The organism is Micromonospora sp. URMC 107, assembly GCF_051386315.1.
GTDB lineage: Bacteria > Actinomycetota > Actinomycetes > Mycobacteriales > Micromonosporaceae > Micromonospora.
This window is the reverse complement of sequence record NZ_JBPQTK010000021.1, coordinates 1-13659: the sequence shown is the minus strand read 5'-3', so window position 1 is coordinate 13659 and position 13659 is coordinate 1. Positions and strand designations below refer to the sequence as shown.

Below are 13659 nucleotides of genomic sequence, written 5' to 3'. Positions count from 1 at the left end.
ATGGCGGCCCAGGTACGCGTTCTTCGTCAACGGATCCGCTCGGCGAAGGGGATGAAGAAGATCACCAAGGCGATGGAGCTCGTGGCGACGAGCCGGATCGCCAAGGCCCAGGCCCGGGTGGAGGCGTCCCTGCCGTACGCCCAGGCGGTCACCGGTGTGCTCACGGCGTTGGCGTCCAACGCGCGGATCGACCACCCGCTGCTCACCCCGCGTCCGCGGGTGCGGCGGGCGGGCGTCCTGCTGGTCACCTCCGACCGTGGCCTCGCCGGTGGCTACAGCTCCAACGCCATCAAGATGGCCGAGTCGCTGATCGCCCGGCTCCGGGCCGACGGCAAGGAGCCGGTGCTCTACGTCATCGGGCGCAAGGGCGTCGGGTTCTTCCGGTTCCGCGACCGGCCGATCGAGGCCAACTGGACCGGGTTCTCGGAGCAGCCGACCTTCGCCGACGCCCGCACCGTGGGCGAGACGCTGATCAAGGCGTTCACCGCCGGTGCGGACGACGTCGACGGCGGCGCCGGGGCGGACGGGGTGCTCGGCGTCGACGAGCTGCACATCGTCTACACCGAGTTCCACTCCCTGATGACCCAGACCCCGGTCACCAAGGTCATCGGCCCGATGCAGGTCGAGGACCGGCCGCGCGCCGAGGGCGCGCTGCCGGCCTACGACTTCGAGCCGGACGCGGAGGCGCTGCTCGACGCGCTGCTGCCGAAGTACATCAACACGCGGATCTACGCGGCGTTGCTGGAGTCGGCGGCGAGCGAGTCGGCGGCCCGTCGGCGGGCGATGAAGAGCGCCACCGACAACGCCGAAGACATGATCGAGAAGTACACGCGTGAGATGAACTCGGCCCGCCAGGCCGGGATCACCCAGGAGATCAGTGAGATCGTCGGCGGCGCGAACGCGCTGGCCGCGTCGGGAAGTGAAGTGTGATGACTGCCCCAGTAGAGACCAAGACGGCCACGGGTCGCGTGGTCCGGGTCATCGGCCCGGTCGTCGACGCCGAGTTCCCGCGCGACGCCATGCCGGCTCTGTTCAACGCCCTGCACGTCAACGTGACGCTCTCCGGTGGTGAGAAGACGCTGACCCTGGAGGTCGCCCAGCACCTGGGTGACAACATGGTCCGCGCCATCTCGATGCAGCCGACCGACGGCCTGGTCCGCGGCACCGAGGTGCGCGACACCGGCTCGCCGATCACCGTTCCGGTGGGCGACACGGTCAAGGGCCACGTGTTCAACGCGATCGGCGAGTGCCTCAACCTGACCGAGGGCGAGACGCTCCAGCCGGACGACCACTGGGGCATCCACCGCAAGGCCCCGGCCTTCGCGGACCTGGAGCCGAAGACCGAGATGCTGGAGACCGGCATCAAGGTCATCGACCTGCTCGCCCCGTACGTCAAGGGCGGAAAGATCGGCCTGTTCGGTGGCGCCGGCGTGGGCAAGACGGTGCTCATCCAGGAGATGATCACCCGCGTCGCCCGGAACTTCGGTGGTACCTCGGTCTTCGCCGGCGTGGGTGAGCGCACCCGCGAGGGCAACGACCTCATCGCCGAGATGACCGAGTCCGGCGTCATCGACAAGACCGCGCTGGTCTACGGCCAGATGGACGAGCCGCCGGGCACCCGGCTGCGGGTCGCCCTCTCCGCGCTGACCATGGCGGAGTACTTCCGCGACGTCAAGAAGCAGGAGGTGCTGCTCTTCATCGACAACATCTTCCGCTTCACCCAGGCCGGTTCGGAGGTCTCCACCCTGCTCGGCCGGATGCCGAGCGCGGTGGGCTACCAGCCGACCCTGGCCGACGAGATGGGCGAGCTCCAGGAGCGGATCACCTCCGTCCGGGGCCAGGCCATCACCTCGATGCAGGCGATCTACGTGCCGGCGGACGACTACACCGACCCCGCCCCGGCCACCACGTTCGCCCACCTCGACGCGACCACCAACCTGGAGCGGTCGATCTCCGACAAGGGCATCTACCCGGCCGTGGACCCGCTGGCGTCCTCGTCCCGGATCCTCGCCCCGGAGTTCGTCGGCGCCGAGCACTTCGCGGTGGCGACCGAGGTGAAGCGGATCCTGCAGAAGTACAAGGACCTGCAGGACATCATCGCCATCCTCGGTATCGAGGAGCTCTCCGAGGAAGACAAGATCACCGTGCAGCGCGCGCGGCGGATCGAGCGCTTCCTGTCGCAGAACACCTACGCGGCGGAGCAGTTCACCGGCGTGCCGGGCTCGACGGTCCCGATCCAGGAGACCATCGAGGCCTTCAAGAAGATCAGCGAGGGCGAGTACGACCACTTCCCCGAGCAGGCCTTCTTCATGTGCGGTGGTCTGGAGGACCTGGAGCGCAAGGCAGCGGAGCTGATGAAGGGCTGACCTGTCGGTCCTGAACGAAGGCCGTCCCGGCAACGCCGGGGCGGCCTTTCGTCCGTCTTCAGGCCGTGAGATCGCCACTGCCCGGTTCCGCCCGCTCGGCGATCATGTCGTACGCGAGGTACCGTCGACCCGCCCACGCACCGCGTGGGCGTCGATCTGCAACGAATCGGCTGCATGCGCCCGTCTCCTGATCGTGGGCGTGACGAACGGAGATGATCGTGGGTAAGGCCGACAAGGGCGGCGGCAAGTCGTCCAGGTGGTCGGGGGTGCCGCGCTGGGCCCGGGTCTGCACCGTGTTCGGTGCCGTCCTGATGCTGCTCAGCGGTGCGGTGCTGGTCGGCGCCGAGGCGCTGATGGCCCGCTACGAGGGCGCCGTCGGCAAGGCCGACCTCTTCGGCGACCAGGCCGCCGGGGCGAAGGAGCGCAGGAGCGACATCAAGGGCCCGCTCAACATCCTGCTGGTGGGCATCGACCCGCGCAACCCGGAGATGCCGCCGCTGGCCGACTCGGTCATGGTGCTGCACGTGCCGGTGGAGATGGACCGGGCCTACCTCTTCTCGATGCCGCGCGACCTCATCGTGGAGATCCCCGAGTTCAGCCGGGCGGAGTTCAAGGGCGGCACCGACAAGCTCAACGCGGCGATGTCGTACGGCAGCCGGGTGCCCGGCGGCAACCCGGACGCGGCCCGCGGCTTCGAGCTGCTGGCCACGACGGTGCAGAACGTCACCGGCATCGAGCGCTTCGACGCCGGCGCGATCATCAACTTCAACGGCTTCAAGAAGATCGTCGACGCGATGGGCGGCGTCGACATGTACATCGAGCGCGAGGTGCGCTCCGAGCACCGCGAGCCGGACGGCAAGCACCGCAAGGGCAACCCGAACGGGGAGGGCTACGTCGGCCCGCAGGCGGTCTACAAGAAGGGCAACCAGCACCTCAGCGGCTGGCAGGCGCTCGACTACGTCCGCCAGCGCTACCCGAAGAACGGCGTGCCCGACGGCGACTATGGACGGCAGCGGCACCAGCAGCAGTTCGTCAAGGCGATGGCCGGCCAGGCGCTCAGCGCCGACGTGGTGACCAACCCGGTCAAGCTGGACCGGGTGCTGCGGGCGGCCGGGCAGTCGCTGATCTTCAGCGGCCGGGGCAACAGCGTGATCGACTTCGGCCTGGCGCTCAAGAACATCCGGCCGGAGACGATCCAGATGATCAAGCTGCCGGGCGGCTCGGTCACCGAGAACGGGGCGTACCGGGGCGAGCGGTTCCAGCCCGCCGTGGACGACTTCTTCGCCGCCCTGCGGCAGGGGCAGCTGGACGCGTTCCTGGTGGAGCACCCCGACTTCCAGAACAAGACGAAGTAGCCGTGGCGCAGGTCTCGCCACCCGCGTTGGGGGCAGGTCGGCGGCACGACTAGACTTTCGACAATCCGCCGCCGCAGCAAGGAGACAGCGTGGCAAAGCAGCTTCACGTCGAGCTCGTAGCCGTCGAGGAGAAGGTCTGGTCCGGCGAGGCCGAGATGGTCGTCGCCCGCACGACCGAGGGCGAGCTGGGTGTGCTGGCGGGGCACGCGCCCCTGCTCGGCCAGCTTGCCGAGCCCGGCCAGGTGCGCATCAAGCTTCCCGGCGGCGAGCAGGTCTCCTACGAGGTGGCCGGTGGCTTCCTGTCGGTGACCGGCGAGGGCGTCACCGTCCTGGCCGAGAGCGCCACCCCGACCTCCGCCGCGCAGAGCCGCTGAGCCGAAACGCCGATGGAGATCGTCGAAGGGATCGGAATCGGCGTCGCCGTCATCCTCGGCGCACTTCTGATCCTCTTCGCCCGGCGGGCCGTCGTCACCCGTAGCGGGGGCATCATCCGGCTCGGTGTCCGGACCTCCACCATGCTCGACGGCCGCGGCTGGTCTCCCGGCTTCGGCCGCTTCGTCGGCGACGAACTCCGCTGGTACCGGCTGTTCAGCTTTGCCATCCGACCCACCCGGGTGCTCTCCCGCAAGGCGCTGGCCGTCGAGCGGCGGCGGCTCCCCGAGGGGCAGGAGCGCCTCTCGATGCCCGCCGACTGGGTCATCCTCCGCTGTACGAGTGACCACGCCCCGGTGGAGATCGCCATGGCCCGGTCCACCGTCACCGGATTCCTCTCCTGGCTCGAGGCCGCCCCTCCGGGGGCGGTCTCGCCGCGTATGGCCTCCCAGGACTGGCCCGCCGCCTGACCATGCCTCGCCGTCGGGGTTTCCGCCGGGGCCCACTCGCTCCGGGCGGTCAGGCTTGATCCCTCCGCGGGCGGGCCCCGGCGGAAACCCTCCCCGTGTTGCGGTCCGTCGGACGGGCGGGGTTCGAGCTTGCACCGTTACCGGTTCGGGGAGGCGACCAGTTCGACCTCGTACCCCTGGTTGTCGGTGAGGTAGGCGGCGTACGTGTCGGGGCCGCCGGCGTGCGGATGGCGGTCGGGGAAGAGCAGCGTCCACCCGTGTGCCGGCGCGGCCTCGACCAGCCGGTCCACGGCCGTCGGCGGGCCTGCGTGAAAGGCCAGGTGGTTGAGGCCGGGAGCCGACCGGTCGTGCCGCCGCCCGCGCAGCGCCGGCGACTGCTCCAGCACCAGGTACGTCGGGCCGAGCCGCCAGGAGCGGCCGGCCGGCCATTCCTGGAACGGCGTCCAGCCCAGCTCGCCGAGCAGCCAGCCCCAGCCGCGTGTGGCGGCGCTCAGATCGGGCACCCAGACCTCGACGTGGTGCAGCGTGCCCACCGGGGACTCCGGCGGGCACGAGGGCCGCGTGGTCAGCGGTTACCGCCGGGCACCCATAGCACATCTCCGTCCGGATTTGCCGTTCTTGACAGGATAAAGAGCAGATCAGAGAGCCGGTTGAGATACTTTGCCGGGAGCGAGCTGGTCCGATCGGGGTCGTGCGCGACCAGGGCCCACGCCGCCCGCTCGGCGCGTCGGGCGACCGTCCGCGCCACGTGCAGCAGCGCCGCACCCGCGGTGCCGCCGGGGAGGATGAAGGAGTCGAGCTTGCTCAGGCGTGCGTTGTACTCGTCGCACCAGCCCTCCAGACGCTCGACGTACGCCTCGGTGACCCGCAGCGGCGGGTACTTCGGATCGGGTTCGACCGGGGTGGCCAGGTCGGCGCCCACGTCGAACATGTCGTTCTGGATCGACGCCAGGACGGTCCGCAGCTCGTCGTCGAGCTGCCCCAGCGCGAGCGCCACACCGATCGCGGCGTTGCACTCGTCGACATCCGCGTACGCGGAGATGCGCGGATCGGTCTTCGGCACCTGCTCGTTGTTGCTCAGCCTGGTCATGCCGGCGTCGCCGGCCTTGGTGTAGATGCGCGTGAGGTGGACGGCCATGACGCACAGCCTACGGATACCGGACCTGACGATCCCGGAGCGCCCGGGCGGCACCGCCGTCCGCACGGCGGGGGTGGGTCCCGGCGCCGCCGGTGACCCGGCGGTCCACGACCTCGACGTCATCCGGGTGCGCGGTGACGCGCGCCTGACCGGCACGGTGCACGTCGTCGGCGCGAAGAACTCGGCGTTGAAGCTGATGGCCGCCGCGCTGCTCGCCCCGGGCCGCAGCGTGATCACCAACGTGCCGCGGATCACCGACATCGCGATCATGGGGGAGGTGCTCCGCCGGCTCGGCTGCGGCGTCCACTTCGACGCCGACGACCCGGTCGACCCCATGGTCACGTACGGCGGGGTGGCCCGGTCCCGGTCGGTCGCCATCGACGTGCCCGAGCGGCCCGGCGCCGAGGCGGACTACGACCTCGTACGCCGGCTGCGCGCCTCGATCTGCGTGCTGGGCCCGCTGCTGGCCCGCCGGGGGTACGTGCGGGTGGCCCATCCGGGCGGGGACGCCATCGGCTCGCGGGGTTTGGACATGCACGTCTCCGGGCTGACCCGGATGGGTGCCGAGATCTCCGGCGAACACGGCTTCGTGATCGCGTCGGCGCCGCACGGGCTGCACGGCGCGGAGATCGTGCTCGACTTCCCCAGCGTCGGGGCGACGGAGAACCTGGTCATGGCGGCGGTGCTGGCGCGGGGGCCGAGCATCATCGACAACGCCGCCCGGGAGCCGGAGATCGTCGACATCTGCACCATGCTGAACCAGATGGGCGCCCGGATCTCCGGCGCCGGCACCTCCACCCTGCACATCGAGGGGGTGCCCGGGCTGCGGCCGGTGCGGCACGCCACGGTGGGGGACCGGATCGTGGCCGGCACCTGGGCGTTCGGCGCGGCGATGACCCGGGGGGACGTCACCGTCACCGGGGTGGAGCCGACCTTCCTGGAGGTCGCGCTCGACAAGCTGGTCTCCGCCGGGGGCCTGGTGGAGACCCGGGGCGACACGTTCCGGATCCGGATGGACGACCGGCCGAAGGCGGTGGACGTCGTCACGCTGCCGTACCCGGGCTTCGCCACCGACCTGCTGCCGATGGCGATCGGGCTCGCCGCGGTCAGCGACGGCGCCTCCCTGATCACCGAGAACATCTTCGACGGTCGGTTCATGTTCGCCAACGAGATGATGCGGCTGGGCGCGGACATCAAGACCGACGGCCACCACGCGGTGGTCCGGGGCCGGGACCGGCTCTCCGGCGCGCCCGTCCGCGCCACCGACATCCGGGCCGGGGCTGGGTTGATCATCGCCGGGCTCTGCGCCGAGGGGGTCACCGAGGTCTCCCACGTGCACCACGTGGACCGGGGCTACCCGGACTTCGCGGCCGACCTGCGCGCGCTCGGGGTCGAGGTGGAGCGGGGCACCGCACCGGAGGAACCGGACCTGACCATCTGAGCCCGCGGCGCCTGCCCGGGGCCTCGGCCCCCGAGGCTCCGGGACCCCGCCAGGGCCGTCGCCTTCGGCCAGACGCCTTAGCATCCGTTCAGGCTCGCCGACTAGGGTGCTGACAGACACTCAATCAGGCGAGGGAGAAGCAGATGGCGGGTCGACTCGCGGTCGTCGGGGCCGGGCTGATGGGCTCGGGCATCGCCCAGGTGGCGGCGCAGGCGGGCTGGCAGGTGACGCTGCGGGACCTGGACGACGCGGCCACCGGGCGGGGCATGGACGGCATCCGGAAGTCGCTGACCAGGTTCGCCGAGAAGGGCAAGATCGAGACGTCCGAGGTCGAGGCCACGCTGGGTCGGATCACCCCGACCACCGACCTGGAGGCGGCGGCCGACGCGGACATCGTGGTCGAGGCGGTCTTCGAGCGGCTGGAGATCAAGCACGAGGTGTTCCGCGCGCTGGACAAGATCTGCAAGGCCGACGCGGTGCTCGCGACCAACACCTCGGCCATCCCGGTGACGCAGATCGCCGCGGTGACGGAGCGGCCGGAGGCGGTCGTCGGCACCCACTTCTTCTCGCCGGTGCCGATGATGAAGCTCTGCGAGCTGGTGCGCGGCTACAAGACCAGCGACGAGACCCTGGCCACGGCGAAGTCGTTCGCCGAGGAGATCGGCAAGACCGTCGTGGTGGTCAACCGGGACATCGCGGGCTTCGTCACCACCCGGCTGATCGCGGCCCTGGTCGTCGAGGCGGTCAAGCTCGTCGAGTCGGGCGTGGTGTCGGCCGAGGACCTGGACACCGCCTGCAGGCTCGGCTTCGGTCACGCCATGGGCCCGCTGGCCACCACGGACCTGACCGGTGTGGACGTGCTGCTGCACGCCTCGAAGAACATCTACACCGACACGGCGGACGAGAAGTTCTTCCCGCCGGAGCTGCTCCAGCGCATGGTCACCGCGGGCGACCTGGGTCGCAAGAGCGGCAAGGGCTTCTACACGTACTGAGGTCGGGTGCCGGACGGGGGCGGTGACCCGCCCCCGTCCGGGTCAGCCGTCGCGCTTGGTCGTCCAGCGGAACGTGGTGAGGCAGAGCACCAGGCCGATCACGCACCACGCGAGGAGCACCAGGGCGACCCGGTCCAGCTCGAACGAGCCGCCCGGCTCGCGGGCGCCGAAGCTCTCCGGCAGGAAGACCGAACGCAGGCCCTGGCACATCCACTTCAGCGGGAAGAGCGCCGCCACCTGCTGCATCCACGCGGGCAGCTCGGTGAAGACGAAGAACACCCCGGAGATGAACTGGAGCACCAGCGCGACCGGGGTGACCACCGCCGAGCCGCTGCGGGCGGTGCGGGCCAGCGACGAGATGGCGATGCCGCAGAGCGTGCAGGCGGTCACGCCGAGCACCGACACCCAGCCGAAGGTCAGCCACCTGGCGGCGGTGCCGGGCAGCTCCAGGTCGAACAGCGCGACCGAGACGGCGAGCAGCAGCGCGGTCTCGGCGACGCCGATCGCCACCACCATGATCACCTTGCCGGCGAACCAGACCCACTTCGGCATCGGCGTGCCCCGGTAGCGCTTGAGCACCCCGCGGTCCCGCTCGATCGGGATCCAGATGCCGAGGTTCTGGAAGCTGACCGTCATCAAACCGGTGGCGATCATGCCGGTGATGAAGTACTGGGTGTACTTGACGCCGGGCGCGATCTCGTCGCTGAAGATCGCCGCGAAGATCAGGATCATGATCACCGGGAAGCCCATCGTGAAGACGACGGACTCCCGGCTGCGCAGGAACTGGGTGATCTCCAGCCGGCTCTGACGCAGGCCGAGGGCGACCGGGCCGGGCCGCCGGGCCGGTGCCGTGGTGGCCGGCGCGGCCGGCCTCGTCGTGGTGGTCATCGGTGTCCGATCATCGTCAGGTAGATGTCCTCCAGGGTCGGCCGGGTCACCGTCAGGCCCGGGACCTCGCCGCCGAAGCGCGCCGCCAGCTCGGCCACCAGCGCCGTCGGCGTCGCGCTCTGCGCCGTCTCCAGCGACCCCTCCGGCGTACGCCAGGAGACCGTCGCGAGGGCCTCCCGCCGGTTGCCCAGCCGGTCGGGCGGGGCCACCTCGATGACCCGGCCGCCCGCGATCACGCCGACCCGGTCGGCGAGGGACTCGGCCTCGTCGAGGTAGTGGGTGGTGAGCACGATGGTGGTGCCGGCGGCGGCCAGGTCCCGGATCAGCTCCCAGAACTCCCGGCGCGCCTCCGGGTCGAAGCCGGTGGTCGGCTCGTCCAGGAAGAGCAGCTCGGGGCGGCCGATGATGCCGAGCGCCACGTCGAGCCGGCGCTTCTGCCCGCCGGAGAGGGTGTGCGTGCGGGCCTTCGCCTTGCCGGCCAGCCCGACCCGCTCGATGACCTTGTCGGGGTCGTCCGCGTCGGCGTAGAAACCGGAGAAGTGGCGCACCACCTCGGCGACCGTCAGCTCGTCGAACTCGCCGGTGCCCTGGAGCACGATGCCCACCCGCGACCGCCAGTCGGCGGCGGGCCTCGCCGGGTCGCTGCCGAGGACGTCGACGTCGCCGGCGTCGCGCCGCCGGTAGCCCTCCAGGATTTCCACGGTGGTGGTCTTGCCGGCGCCGTTGGGGCCGAGGAGGGCGAAGACCTCGCCGCGGTGGACGTCCAGGTCCACGCCCGCCACGGCGACGTTGTCGCCGTACGCCTTGCGCAGCCCCCGGACGGAGATCGCCAGCTCGTCATGCATGCGTCAAGTGTGCGACCTGGCCGCAGCGGCGGGCCCGCCGGGGTGTGGTGGTCGCGCCCATGTCGGGCGCTTCGCACCCGGGTTTCCGCTCCATGGAGCTGTGTGGTTTTCCACAGCTTCGGTGACTGAACGGTAACTTAGACTCCCGCCATGGACGAGAAGGCTCTCCCCGGCCGGCTGCCCGAGCGCGACCGCCCCTGGGTGATGCGCACCTACGCCGGGCACAGCTCGGCCGCGGCGACCAACGCGCTCTTCCGCCGCAACCTGGCGAAGGGACAGACCGGGCTCTCGGTCGCCTTCGACCTGCCGACGCAGACCGGCTACGACCCCGACCACGAGCTCGCCGCCGGCGAGGTGGGCCGGGTGGGCGTCCCCGTGGCGCACCTCGGCGACATGCGGGCCCTCTTCGACGGCATCCCGCTGGCCGACATGAACACGTCCATGACCATCAACGCGCCGGCGATGTGGCTGCTCGCCCTCTACGGCACGGTGGCGATGGAGCAGGGCTGGACGGCCTCGATGCTCTCCGGCACCACCCAGAACGACATCATCAAGGAGTACCTCTCCCGGGGCACCCACATCTTCCCGCCGGCCGCGTCGCTGCGTCTTACGGCCGACGTCATCGCGCACACGCTGACCACGATGCCGAAGTGGAACCCGGTGAACATCTGCTCGTACCACCTCCAGGAGGCCGGCGCGACCCCGGTGCAGGAGGTCGGCTTCGCGCTCTCCACCGCCGTCGCGGTGCTCGACGCGGTCCGTGACTCGGGGCAGGTGCCCGCCGAGCGGATGGGCGACGTCGTGCAGCGGATCTCCTTCTTCGTCAACGCCGGGGTGCGCTTCGTCGAGGAGATCGCCAAGATGCGGGCCTTCGGCGCGCTCTGGGACGAGATCACCCGCGAGCGCTACGGGGTGGAGAACCCGAAGCAGCGCCGCTTCCGCTACGGCGTGCAGGTCAACTCGCTGGGCCTGACGGAGGCGCAGCCGGAGAACAACATCCAACGCATCGTGCTGGAGATGCTCGGCGTGACCCTGTCCCGGGACGCCCGGGCCCGCGCCGTCCAGCTGCCCGCCTGGAACGAGGCGCTCGGCCTGCCCCGGCCGTGGGACCAGCAGTGGTCGCTGCGGATGCAGCAGGTGCTCGCGTACGAGTCGGACCTGCTGGAGTACCCGGACCTCTTCGCCGGCTCGCACGTGATGACCGCGCTGGTCGACGAGATCGTCACCGGGGCCCGGGACGAGCTGGGGACGGTGCTGGAGATGGGCGGCGTGGTCGCCGCCGTGGAGACCGGCTACCTCAAGAGCGCGCTGGTCGCCTCGCTGGCCGAGCGGCGCCGCCGGATGGAGTCCGGCGCCGACGTGGTGGTCGGCGTCAACCGGTTCACCGAGACCGAGCCGTCGCCGCTGACGGCCGCCGGTGCCGAGGCCGTCGAGCAGGTCGACCCGGCCGTCGAGGCGGCGGCCACGGCCTCCGTACGGCGCTGGCGGGCCGGTCGGGACGACGCGGCGGTCGGCGCGGCGCTGGCCCGGCTGCGCGCGGACGCCGCGACCACGGCGAACCTGATGCCGGCGACGCTGGAATGCGTGCGGGCCGGGGTGACCACCGGCGAGTGGGCCGGCGCGCTGCGCCAGGTCTTCGGCGAGTACCGCGCGCCCACCGGCCTGGCCGGCGCCGCCGGGGCCGGCGGCGACGCCACCCTGGCCGCGGTCCGGGAGCGGGTCGCCGCCACCGCCCGCGAGCTGGGCAGCGGCCGGCTGCGGCTGCTCGTCGGCAAGCCCGGCCTCGACGGGCACTCCAACGGCGCGGAGCAGATCGCGGTACGCGCCCGCGACGCCGGCTTCGAGGTGGTCTACCAGGGCATCCGGCTGACCGCCGGGCAGATCGTCGCCGCCGCCGTGGAGGAGGACGTGGACCTGGTCGGCCTCTCGGTGCTCTCCGGCTCACACCTGGCCGCGGTGCCGGCGGTGCTGGCCGGCCTGCGCGCCGCCGGCCGGGCGGACCTGCCGGTGGTGGTCGGCGGGATCATCCCCGCCGGCGACGCCGAGCAGCTGCGCGCCGCCGGGGTGGCCCGGGTCTTCACGCCGAAGGACTTCGCCCTGACCGGGATCATCGACGAGCTGGTCACCGTGGTCCGGGAGGCCAACGGACTGCGATGAAAGGAAGGCCCCTCCGCGACGAGGGGCCTTCCTCCCGGTTCCGACCTCGGCCGGGGCGCTCCGGTATCGGCGCGCTCCGGCCCCGGCCCCGGGCGCTCCGGCATCGGCGCGCTCCGGCCCCGGCCCGGGGCGCTCCGGCGGCGGCGTGCCCCGGGCGCCGTCAGCGCTGGTCGTAGGTCATGCAGTCGGCCATGTCGTTGTCCGGGCCGACCCTGATCGACGGCGCGTGGCACTCCAGCTGCTCGTTGTGTCGGCAGTCCGCGCGCTGACAGGCACCGACCTGCGCGGTCATGCCGCCGTCGACCCCGCCACGGACCGCCGGCATCTCGACGAAGGTGTGGCAGTGCGCATGGTCCGGGCTGCCGATGGTGATGGCGAAGGCGTGGCAGTCGTTGGTGTGGTTGTACGAGCACGCCGCCACGACACATTCCTGGACGCGGGGCATCTCCACTGCTGCGGTCATGGTGACCTCCTATAGAGTCTTGCCCCGATTTTAGGCTTTTGTAGTTTTTGTCGAGCCTGGTTCACTCCAGTCCGAGCACCTCCGAGAGCGGGGCCGGCTCAAGACCGCGCTCGGCCAGCCCGGCGAGGATGTGCGGCAGCGCCTCGTCCGTCATCGGCGCGTTCGCCTCCGTCACGTGCAGGACGATCACCGAGCCGGGACGCACCCCGGCCAGCGAGGCTCGGACCACCGGCCGCCAGGACTTGGCGAACGGGTCGCCGCTGACCACGTCGCCGTCCACCACGGTCACCCCCAGCGGAGCCAACGCGGCCAGGGCCTTCCGGTCGTGGCACAACCCGGGAAAGCGGAAGTACCGGGTCTGCCGCCCCCCGTACGGGGCCACCACGTCGAACGTCCGGGCCACGTCGGAGGTCATCTCCCGCTCCGCGATGCGGGGCAGGCCGTAGCAGTCCGGGGTGAAGGCCAGGTGCCCGTACGTGTGGTTGGCCAGCTCGAAGCGCGGGTTCCCGGCGATCCGGCGGGTCACGTCCGGGTACTGCTCCACCCACTTGCCGGTGAGGAAGAAGGTGGCCGGCACCCCCTCCCGTTCCAGCAGGTCGATGATCTTCAGGTTCGCGTACGACCGCACCGCGCCGCTGCGCAGCTGGTACCGCATCGCGTCCGTCATGTCGGCGTCGAAGGTGAGCGCCACCTTGTTCCCCGTACGCGGACCGTGGTCGACGACGGGTGGCCTGGTTCCGGGCGGGGTCGCGCCGGGGACCGTCACCGGGGGCGCGGCGGGGGGCGTCGCCTCCGGGGCGTCCGGTGCTGTCGGGGCCGGCGCCGAGGCGTCTGGTGCTGTCGGGGCCTGCGAAGCCCGGCCCACTCCCGCGATGCGGACGATGCCGGCGTTGGCCGACGTGCGCAGCGGGGTGGGGGCGGCGAGGAGGGCCGCGGCGGCGACCACGGCGGTGAGGGTCGCGACCAGCGGAACGCGGGGGATCTTCACGTGCACCGGGAGATGATGTCAGCGCCCGCCGGTTGCGGTGTGCCCGCTGGTGGGTTGCGTGGTCGTCGTGGTGCCCGCTTGCGTGGTCGATGGGGTCGTGTGCGGGTCGTCGTGGTGGGGGTGTGGCCCGCCGTACCCGGCTCCGGGCGGTCAGGCTTGATCCCTGCGCCGGGCACGGCGGGCC

At 71.4% G+C, this 13659-nt stretch carries 14 protein-coding genes; 8 read left to right on the top strand and 6 right to left on the bottom strand.

The features are described from left to right. The 5 genes from ACSNN9_RS07625 to ACSNN9_RS07605 all read left to right on the top strand — a co-directional run bounded on the left by ACSNN9_RS07625 (window position 1) and on the right by ACSNN9_RS07605 (window position 4563). Complete coding sequence (locus ACSNN9_RS07625; RefSeq protein ID WP_436672094.1) at window positions 1–930, top strand: F0F1 ATP synthase subunit gamma; 930 nt, start codon at window positions 1–3, stop codon at window positions 928–930. Continuing rightward, entirely contained in the window at window positions 930–2366 is a 1437-nt protein-coding gene (gene atpD / locus ACSNN9_RS07620) for a F0F1 ATP synthase subunit beta (protein WP_357095003.1), read from the top strand. The genes ACSNN9_RS07625 and atpD overlap by 1 nt, the downstream gene beginning before the upstream one ends. A gap of 212 nt (window positions 2367–2578) precedes the next feature. Then, window positions 2579–3721: an LCP family protein gene (locus ACSNN9_RS07615; protein ID WP_436672093.1), complete on the top strand. Its 1143-nt coding sequence runs from the start codon at window positions 2579–2581 to the stop codon at window positions 3719–3721. 89 nt (window positions 3722–3810) lie between these two features. After that, a complete protein-coding gene (locus ACSNN9_RS07610) occupies window positions 3811–4095 on the top strand; it encodes a F0F1 ATP synthase subunit epsilon (RefSeq protein ID WP_436672091.1) in 285 nt (94 codons plus the stop codon). Window positions 4096–4107: 12 nt separating this feature from the next. Continuing rightward, entirely contained in the window at window positions 4108–4563 is a 456-nt protein-coding gene (locus tag ACSNN9_RS07605) for a DUF2550 domain-containing protein (RefSeq protein WP_357870780.1), read from the top strand. Between the two features lie 137 nt (window positions 4564–4700). On the opposite strand, the gene ACSNN9_RS07600 is transcribed toward ACSNN9_RS07605, so the two are convergent. Both ACSNN9_RS07600 and ACSNN9_RS07595 read right to left on the bottom strand, forming a co-directional pair. Further along, window positions 4701–5096, bottom strand: coding sequence for a VOC family protein (locus ACSNN9_RS07600; RefSeq protein ID WP_436672089.1), 396 nt, complete (start codon window positions 5094–5096; stop codon window positions 4701–4703). 32 nt (window positions 5097–5128) lie between these two features. Continuing rightward, complete coding sequence (locus tag ACSNN9_RS07595; RefSeq protein WP_436672087.1) at window positions 5129–5701, bottom strand: cob(I)yrinic acid a,c-diamide adenosyltransferase; 573 nt, start codon at window positions 5699–5701, stop codon at window positions 5129–5131. On the opposite strand from ACSNN9_RS07595, the gene murA reads away from it, so the two are divergent. Beyond that, entirely contained in the window at window positions 5700–7142 is a 1443-nt protein-coding gene (murA, locus tag ACSNN9_RS07590) for a UDP-N-acetylglucosamine 1-carboxyvinyltransferase (RefSeq protein WP_436672085.1), read from the top strand. The genes ACSNN9_RS07595 and murA overlap by 2 nt on opposite strands. A 143-nt stretch (window positions 7143–7285) precedes the next feature. After that, entirely contained in the window at window positions 7286–8134 is an 849-nt protein-coding gene (locus tag ACSNN9_RS07585; RefSeq protein ID WP_436672083.1) for a 3-hydroxyacyl-CoA dehydrogenase family protein, read from the top strand. A gap of 42 nt (window positions 8135–8176) precedes the next feature. Here the strand turns inward: ACSNN9_RS07585 and ACSNN9_RS07580 are convergent, their stop codons facing one another. After that, window positions 8177–9022 carry an ABC transporter permease gene (locus ACSNN9_RS07580; protein WP_358081462.1) on the bottom strand — a complete coding sequence of 282 codons (846 nt, stop codon included), beginning with the start codon at window positions 9020–9022 and terminating at the stop codon, window positions 8177–8179. Further along, on the bottom strand, window positions 9019–9867 hold the full coding sequence (locus tag ACSNN9_RS07575) for an ABC transporter ATP-binding protein (protein WP_358081464.1): 849 nt from the start codon (window positions 9865–9867) through the stop codon (window positions 9019–9021). Before ACSNN9_RS07575 ends, ACSNN9_RS07580 begins: the two co-directional genes overlap by 4 nt. Before the next feature lie 150 nt (window positions 9868–10017). Here ACSNN9_RS07575 and ACSNN9_RS07570 point away from each other — a divergent pair, with 150 nt between their 5' ends. Beyond that, window positions 10018–12024, top strand: coding sequence for a protein meaA (locus ACSNN9_RS07570; RefSeq protein ID WP_436672081.1), 2007 nt, complete (start codon window positions 10018–10020; stop codon window positions 12022–12024). A gap of 160 nt (window positions 12025–12184) precedes the next feature. Here ACSNN9_RS07570 and ACSNN9_RS07565 read toward each other — a convergent pair whose 3' ends face one another. Both ACSNN9_RS07565 and ACSNN9_RS07560 read right to left on the bottom strand, forming a co-directional pair. Continuing rightward, the gene (locus ACSNN9_RS07565; protein WP_358081468.1) at window positions 12185–12487 is read right to left on the bottom strand and encodes a DUF1540 domain-containing protein; all 303 of its coding nucleotides are present in this window, start codon (window positions 12485–12487) and stop codon (window positions 12185–12187) included. A gap of 61 nt (window positions 12488–12548) precedes the next feature. Then, window positions 12549–13481 carry a polysaccharide deacetylase family protein gene (locus ACSNN9_RS07560; RefSeq protein ID WP_436672078.1) on the bottom strand — a complete coding sequence of 311 codons (933 nt, stop codon included), beginning with the start codon at window positions 13479–13481 and terminating at the stop codon, window positions 12549–12551. Between the last annotated feature and the right edge of the window lie 178 nt (window positions 13482–13659).

What these genes read in the sequence shown, in the direction of transcription:
- ACSNN9_RS07625 (WP_436672094.1), top strand. Translation starts at nt 1, where the DNA reads ATGGCGGCCCAGGTACGCGTTCTTCGTCAACGGATCCGCTCGGCGAAG.
- atpD (WP_357095003.1), top strand. Translation starts at nt 930, where the DNA reads ATGACTGCCCCAGTAGAGACCAAGACGGCCACGGGTCGCGTGGTCCGG.
- ACSNN9_RS07615 (WP_436672093.1), top strand. Translation starts at nt 2,579, where the DNA reads ATGATCGTGGGTAAGGCCGACAAGGGCGGCGGCAAGTCGTCCAGGTGG.
- ACSNN9_RS07605 (WP_357870780.1), top strand. Translation starts at nt 4,108, where the DNA reads ATGGAGATCGTCGAAGGGATCGGAATCGGCGTCGCCGTCATCCTCGGC.
- murA (WP_436672085.1), top strand. Translation starts at nt 5,700, where the DNA reads ATGACGCACAGCCTACGGATACCGGACCTGACGATCCCGGAGCGCCCG.
- ACSNN9_RS07595 (WP_436672087.1), bottom strand. Translation starts at nt 5,701, where the DNA reads ATGGCCGTCCACCTCACGCGCATCTACACCAAGGCCGGCGACGCCGGC.
- ACSNN9_RS07585 (WP_436672083.1), top strand. Translation starts at nt 7,286, where the DNA reads ATGGCGGGTCGACTCGCGGTCGTCGGGGCCGGGCTGATGGGCTCGGGC.
- ACSNN9_RS07580 (WP_358081462.1), bottom strand. Translation starts at nt 9,022, where the DNA reads ATGACCACCACGACGAGGCCGGCCGCGCCGGCCACCACGGCACCGGCC.
- ACSNN9_RS07575 (WP_358081464.1), bottom strand. Translation starts at nt 9,867, where the DNA reads ATGCATGACGAGCTGGCGATCTCCGTCCGGGGGCTGCGCAAGGCGTAC.
- ACSNN9_RS07570 (WP_436672081.1), top strand. Translation starts at nt 10,018, where the DNA reads ATGGACGAGAAGGCTCTCCCCGGCCGGCTGCCCGAGCGCGACCGCCCC.
- ACSNN9_RS07565 (WP_358081468.1), bottom strand. Translation starts at nt 12,487, where the DNA reads ATGACCGCAGCAGTGGAGATGCCCCGCGTCCAGGAATGTGTCGTGGCG.